6 protein-coding genes and 2 pseudogenes are annotated in these 6281 nt (G+C 42.3%); 3 read left to right on the top strand and 5 right to left on the bottom strand.

Annotated features, from left to right (window positions below):
• The coding region (locus J5I83_RS14535) for a transposase (protein WP_369683406.1) at window positions 1-166 on the bottom strand (166 nt) is incomplete at its 3' end.
• Between the two features lie 166 nt (window positions 167-332).
• On the opposite strand from J5I83_RS14535, the gene J5I83_RS08150 reads away from it, so the two are divergent.
• Complete coding sequence (locus J5I83_RS08150; RefSeq protein WP_304054810.1) at window positions 333-1700, top strand: helicase-related protein; 1368 nt, start codon at window positions 333-335, stop codon at window positions 1698-1700.
• 481 nt (window positions 1701-2181) lie between these two features.
• Here the strand turns inward: J5I83_RS08150 and J5I83_RS08145 are convergent, their stop codons facing one another.
• From J5I83_RS08145 to J5I83_RS08135, 3 genes are all read right to left on the bottom strand, one after another.
• On the bottom strand, window positions 2182-2688 hold the full coding sequence (locus J5I83_RS08145) for a transposase (RefSeq protein WP_304054808.1): 507 nt from the start codon (window positions 2686-2688) through the stop codon (window positions 2182-2184).
• On the bottom strand, window positions 2664-3197 hold the full coding sequence (locus J5I83_RS08140) for a transposase (RefSeq protein WP_304054806.1): 534 nt from the start codon (window positions 3195-3197) through the stop codon (window positions 2664-2666). The genes J5I83_RS08145 and J5I83_RS08140 overlap by 25 nt, the downstream gene beginning before the upstream one ends.
• A 205-nt stretch (window positions 3198-3402) precedes the next feature.
• Window positions 3403-4617: a lipase family protein gene (locus J5I83_RS08135; protein WP_304054804.1), complete on the bottom strand. Its 1215-nt coding sequence runs from the start codon at window positions 4615-4617 to the stop codon at window positions 3403-3405.
• 179 nt (window positions 4618-4796) lie between these two features.
• Between J5I83_RS08135 and tnpA the strand changes: the two are divergent.
• A pseudogene (gene tnpA / locus J5I83_RS08130) lies at window positions 4797-5083 on the top strand (IS200/IS605 family transposase); the annotation flags it as partial.
• A 223-nt stretch (window positions 5084-5306) separates the two neighbouring features.
• A complete protein-coding gene (locus tag J5I83_RS08125; protein WP_304054802.1) occupies window positions 5307-6053 on the top strand; it encodes a transposase in 747 nt (248 codons plus the stop codon).
• 127 nt (window positions 6054-6180) lie between these two features.
• Here J5I83_RS08125 and J5I83_RS08120 read toward each other — a convergent pair.
• A pseudogene (locus J5I83_RS08120) lies at window positions 6181-6281 on the bottom strand (IS5/IS1182 family transposase); the annotation flags it as partial.

The raw sequence follows: 6281 nt of genomic DNA, 5'->3' as shown, positions 1-6281 counted from the left end.
GCCATTGACAACCTGTTTTCAAAACATAAAGGATCGCATTTACCACACGACGCATACTCAACTCTCGTGGCCTTCCTACTGTCGATACCGGCAGGTGGGGCTTTAAGTAGTGCCACGCTCCATTGCTTAGGTCACTCGGATAACGCTTCCTACACTTTTTGTTGATTCATGATACCGCCTGTTTATAGAAAATTCCTTACATTAACGCTAGGATTCAGAATTTCCAAACAGTTTCTCAATCAGAAGAACCAGATGACGAACGTTATTATGGTGAGTGGGAAGAGGCTTTTGTAGGTTCTCAAAGAGAATTTTTCTCAGGTGAAGTTAAATTGTTGGAACAGATAATTTCTCTAGCACGAAACTTGCTAACTGCAGATCGAAAAATTCGTTCCTTTGTGGATGGACTAGTCGATCAAGTGTTGAATGCCAACCCTTCTGGAAAGATTCTAATCTTCAGTGAATATCGAGCAACCCAAGAGTATATTGCAAATGCTTTAAGAGATCGTTTTGGTCAAAATTCCGTTGCATTGATTCACGGTAGCATGAGTCATGAACAAAGAGCCTTATCTATCAGTCACTTCGAAACTACTGGTCAATTTCTTATTTCTACCGAGGCTGGCGGAGAAGGAATCAATCTGCAGCGCAACTGCCATATTATGGTAAATTTTGATCTTCCGTGGAACCCGATGCGATTAGTGCAGCGAGTGGGGCGGTTATATCGCTACGGTCAAAAGCGTAAGGTGATTGTGTTCAATATACATACACCGCAAACGTTAGATACTGATATTATCCAGATGCTCTACACTAGGATTGGCCAAGTAGTAAAAGATATGGCTGCGCTGGGTGGTGAATACCACTCAGGATTAGAAGACGAAATTATGGGTGAGCTTGCTGATTTGTTAGATGTAGAAAACATTTTAGAGTCTGCGACAGAAGTAGGTATTGTGCGAACAGAAGAGCGCATCAATGAAGCCCTTGAAAAGGCACGTGAATCAGTGGCCAAGCAAAGAGAGCTTTTTGAACACTTCAGTGGTTTCAATCCTGAAGAAACTAAGGGTGAGTTCAAACTTAATCGTAATCATGTAAAAGCTTTTGTGCTTGGTATGTGTAACCAACTCGGTATTGAAGTAGTTGAAGAAACACACAAAGGCGCAGTGTTTCAACTTAAGTTCCCGGATGAATTGCGTGAAAGACTAGGATTAAAAGTTACTTATCTAAAAGTAACTTTTGAGCATGAACATGCCAACCAAGCTACAAAAGCCATAATGATGGATTTTGAAACAACTTTCTTTCGCTTTCTCGTTCAAGAAGCCAAGAATTTGCAGTTTGATGGCTTATTGGCAAGCATTAATGGCCTCCAGGGCGAAGCATTGTTCACGGCAATGTTACGTTGGCAAAATGACCAAGGCCGCCGTATGCGACAGGAATTTACAGCAACTTTAGTTAACTCTGCTGGACAAGTAGCAATAAATACATCTGCAATGAGCGATTGGCTATTACAGCCTGCGCTTGATGAAGATAAAATTGGTAGCAAGGATATCGCTAAAAAATTACTACAGACAGCAGTTGCTGCTATGGAAATGCGATTGGCCAAAGTTGCGAATGATGATTTGCACCCGGAAAATCGACAGCTGATAAATAGTGCCTGGATAAATACGGAACAAGTTTGTCAAAGTAACCCACAGATGGTTATTACCTAATAATCAAACAAGTAGAACCTATACTGTTTTAAGAGCCATTGGGGGGTCAAGCCATTGGGGTCACCCATTAGCCGTCCTAAGTCAAGAGCACGAACAAAATACTCGCCATTCGGCGATAAAATAACAATCAATAACGCCATTGCTGAACATTATTGCTGAAATTCTTCGCACCCTTTGCTTCAAATTATGGTGATGTCATTAATCGCACCAGTCACCCATCAGGATCAAGTAAAGACAAACCAGCTGTGCCAGTTGTTTTCACCCTGGCAGCCAAGCTGCCCCAGAAGCATCTCAGTACTGTCTTGTATCCAAGTGTTTGGTCAAATCTGTGGTTACCTATTCAGGCCCCAACCTTTTCTGGCTTACAATCCAGGCGATTTCTTTCAACAAACTGTTAACAATGGCAAATGACCGGTGTCCAATCAGACCTGATGGTTTGATCTCCAACCCCTATAACTGGCTCAGCCGGTCATTGCCAACCCTAAACAAAACACCGTTCCACGGAAAATACTTCTCCAGTTTTAAGCATGTGATAACAGGCGCGCGCCAGTTTGTGTGCAATTGCTTTGATCGCAACGATACCGTTGCGTTTGGCTTTCTTCTTCTGATAAAACTTCTTCGCCGGTTCGTAATAACGCACGGCAAAGTTGGCTGCCTCGACATAGGCCCATGCCAGATAGCGGTTGCCGTTCTTGGTGTTGCCAACACCTTTCTTCTTGCCGTTGGATAAATGTGCGCTGCCCACGCAGCGGCAATATGAGACGTAATTACCTACACCAGCAAAACGATCGATATCACCCGTTTCAAGTAAAATCACGGTCGCCAGCACATCGCCGATGCCTGCTGTGCTTTTTAGCAGACGGTAACCTGGCTGATTGCGACAGTAGCACGCCAATTCCTGTTCGATGCAGTCAATCTGGCTTTGCAAAGCCTGCATGATGACCAGATTGGATTGCAGACCCACTATCTCGGCTGCGTGTAACGGCATCTGGGCGAGGTCATCCTGTGTGAGCCGTTTGTGATCGTATTGCTGCTTGCGCGGCTGCCCGTATAGCGCTGCATGACCGATTCGATCGATAGGATTTGCATGCTGCGTTGCTGCACCAGTTGCATGCGTTTGCGCGCCAGGTCACGCAGCGCCCGTTTGTCCTTGGGCATAATGTAACCTTCCGGCAGCAAACCCAATCGTAGCAAGTGCGCCAGATGTTTCGCATCCGATTCGTCACCACGATGTTTCAACCCTTCATATTGCTTGACCGCTGTGGTATTAACCAAATGGACGCGATAACCCCGTTCTTGCAATCCATCCACCAGCCAATACCAATTGAAGGTGGATTCAATGGCGATGCCGGATAATTCATCCTGATAAGCTGAGAGTGCTTCAAGTATCTCAGGCAAACTGTTAGCATGCCGCTGGCTATACACAACTCGGTCTTGTTGGTCGATGATCACGATAAAACTGTTGTTTGAATGCAGATCTATACCGCAAAATCTCATTTCGTCCTCCATTGATAAAGTTGGTTCGTATCTCTACTTTATCCGCTTCGGCTTCCGCCGAGGGGGAGGACGGCTAGATGATTATCAGGCCTTACATTTGACACAAATAAGTAAATATTTTGATGTAAGCGGCGAGATCGTGAGCCAAATACTCAAATGGGCTGAAAAGGAGATGGTGGAAATGACAAACGTAAGGCCCTAAGGTCTAAGGTACATTAGGGTAGTCGCAATTAGAATTATGCTTCTCTTCCTTGTCTTTGCTTATATTTTCGACTGCATTTTTCAAAAATCTAAGATGACCTTCATTATGCTGGTCGATCAAAAAAGATAGTGGACTATGAGCTTCAATTTTTTCAGGCGCGAAAATTGATTTACTTTTTTCAAATATATTTTCTATAAAATCATTGAGGGTTTTAGAGCCATTTTTCTCGACAGATTCCATAAATCGTTTCCGGTAATACTCATGAGGATCTATTTTGTCCGATTGTTTATAACATTTATTATCACTACCAACATAAATCAATTGACCAACCGGAACAAAATTGATGTTATTCGTTTTAACTTTTTCAATCCAATTTTTTATTTTCTCATTATTAGGTATGCTAAAAATACTCTCTAATAATGTGATATAGCGCACGTTTTTCAACATGAAATCATAAGTAACCTTTCCCAAAGGAAGGTGAGGTACTATGTCATATTGATATTCAAAACGCTGAAGTCTGTCAAGTTGGGATTTGTGGTCATTTTCTCCTTGCGCCGTAAAGAATCTTGCAGCTTCAAATGTATAAGTTTCAATCTGGCTGAAATCATTTTGATAATCGACAGTTGCGCCTGCTGCCAATGCTCCACCCTTGCTATGCCCGGTAAGGTATAGAGTTTTTCTGGAAGGGTTTTCGAGAAGAGACTTCCAGATTTCACTGTTCTTGATTTTCTCTGTTAAGGTCTTGAGGGATTGATCAAATCCATAATGTCTGCCATCTTTATACAATCCAACATTAGATACATCCTCTACACTAGTTAAAAGAAAGTTGTTCATCCAATCCTGTGGGGTCGGATTGGTTCCTCGAAAAGCGATAATTACGTCATTTCCAGTTTGCACCAGAATGGCAGCATTTATTTCTGTGTCGTTAGCGTTTTCTTTTTTCCCCGCCAAGTTCTTTGCTGCAACAATAGCAGTATTGACTGCTTTGTTAGCTGCAAGATTACTTTCTGATATAAAAACCTCTATTTTTTCATTAGGTAGATCTTTAAAAGCGGATAAAACTTCCTTTCCTTCTTTTCCTGAATTTCTAATTTCTTCGCTAAAGCAATCGTTTACTGACTTTTTATTTTCTTCAGTTGCATAAGAACATTTCGATGCTACTGCTAATCGGTATGCAGTATTAATATCAAAGTCGGCATAACCTGCGTTTGAAGACAATACGTAAAATGCAAAAAAAAAATAGTAAACAAATCATATCTTGATTTCATGGTATCTTCCCTTTAGTTGGCTAAATAAATAAGGTAATCCCCCGGCTATGCCGGGGGACTATTAAAGGTTTGACCGTGTGATAAGGTCACCCTGATTCTTTTAGCTTGATCAAGAGCTAGGAGAATCAAATGAGAGATTATCAGAGTTTGACGCATACGACATGGGACTGTAAGTATCATGTCGTATTTATTCCGAAAAGAAGGAAGAAAGTGATATTCGGAATGATACGAAAACACCTTGGAAAGGTATTGCGCGAATTAGCGGAGCAGAAAAACTGCGGATAGTAGAAGGACACCTGATGCCTGATCATGTGCACATGTGCATCAGTATTCCTCCGAAATACTCAGTATCTTACGTAGTAGGGTATATCAAAGGGAAAAGTACAATATCGATAGCGCGGAAGTTTATGGGGAAATCTAGTAGAGCCATTGGGGTCAGAGCCATTGGGGTCAGGCCTTACAATTGACATTACTATCCTAATATTTTAATCTCCAACAAATTTAAATTTACATAAGATGTACAGATGGCAAGACCTTTACGCATTGAATTTGTTGGGGCGCTGTATTATGTGACAGCACGCGGCAACGCACGGGAAGATATCTATATATGATGACATTGATCGTCAACAGTTTTTACTATTGCTACAGAACACGGTCAATCGTTATGACTGGTATTGTCATGCCTATTGTCTAATGGACAATCACTACCATTTATTAATTGAAACCAATTCTCCAACCCTGTCCAAGGGAATGAAGTATCTCAACGGCACTTACACGCAATATTTCAATCGGCAGCATCAGCGTGTTGGCCACGTGTTTCAAGGTCGTTTCAAAGCCATATTGATGCAGAAAGATGCCTATCTGCTGGAATTGGCGCGTTACATTGCCCTGAACCCGGTGCGGGCACAGATGGTGCGAAGTGCCAAGGAGTGGCGTTGGAGCAGTTATCGCGCAACGACCGGATATGAAGAAAACGCTGCCTGTTTAACTACTGAATGGATCCTCGCTGGATTTGACAAGAAAATGAGCGTCGCACAACAACGCTGTCGAAATTTTGTTAAAGCCGGTAAAGAACGACCCTCCCCCTGGCAATTGTTGAAGAACCAGATTTATTTGGGTGATGATGACTTTGTCAATGATATGCAACGTAAGCTCAATCCTGAACAATCACTCAAAGACATACCCAAAAAGCAAAAACAAGCCCCCGTCAAACCATTGAGCTACTTTGTTGATTGCTACAAGATCCGTAATGAAGGCATGGCTCAGGCGTATTTAAGTGGACACTATACGCTGGCTCAAGTAGGTGAGTATTATGGCGTGAGCTATGCTACCGTGAGCCGGGCTGTGAAGCAGGTGGAAAAAAGAAAGCAGGAATGTCAAATGTAAGGCCTGACCCTAAATATGAGAACGACGATTGGGGCTATTTATTGCTCATAAGAACAAAAATTCTTGATTATGGACCTAACCCTCGATGTGTGCATTACATATTAGAAACTGTTTGGAAACTCCTGTTTTAAGCTAGTCTCCTCAACATAATACGAATCATAGCGATGTAAACCCAAGTTTCGTCGGTACGCATGAGACGTTCGTAGCTTTTACTGAGTCGACGTGAAT

Origin of the sequence: Nitrosomonas communis (assembly GCF_024102715.1) — a bacterium.
In the GTDB taxonomy this organism is placed as follows: Bacteria; Pseudomonadota; Gammaproteobacteria; order Burkholderiales; family Nitrosomonadaceae; genus Nitrosomonas; species Nitrosomonas communis_B.
Note: the sequence above shows the minus strand (reverse complement) of the source record. Positions and strands in the feature narration are given on the sequence as shown.

Excerpts from the sequence above, each read along its gene's own strand:
- J5I83_RS08145 (WP_304054808.1), bottom strand. The coding sequence starts at position 2,688 with ATGCCGTTACACGCAGCCGAGATAGTGGGTCTGCAATCCAATCTGGTC.
- J5I83_RS08140 (WP_304054806.1), bottom strand. The coding sequence starts at position 3,197 with ATGAGATTTTGCGGTATAGATCTGCATTCAAACAACAGTTTTATCGTG.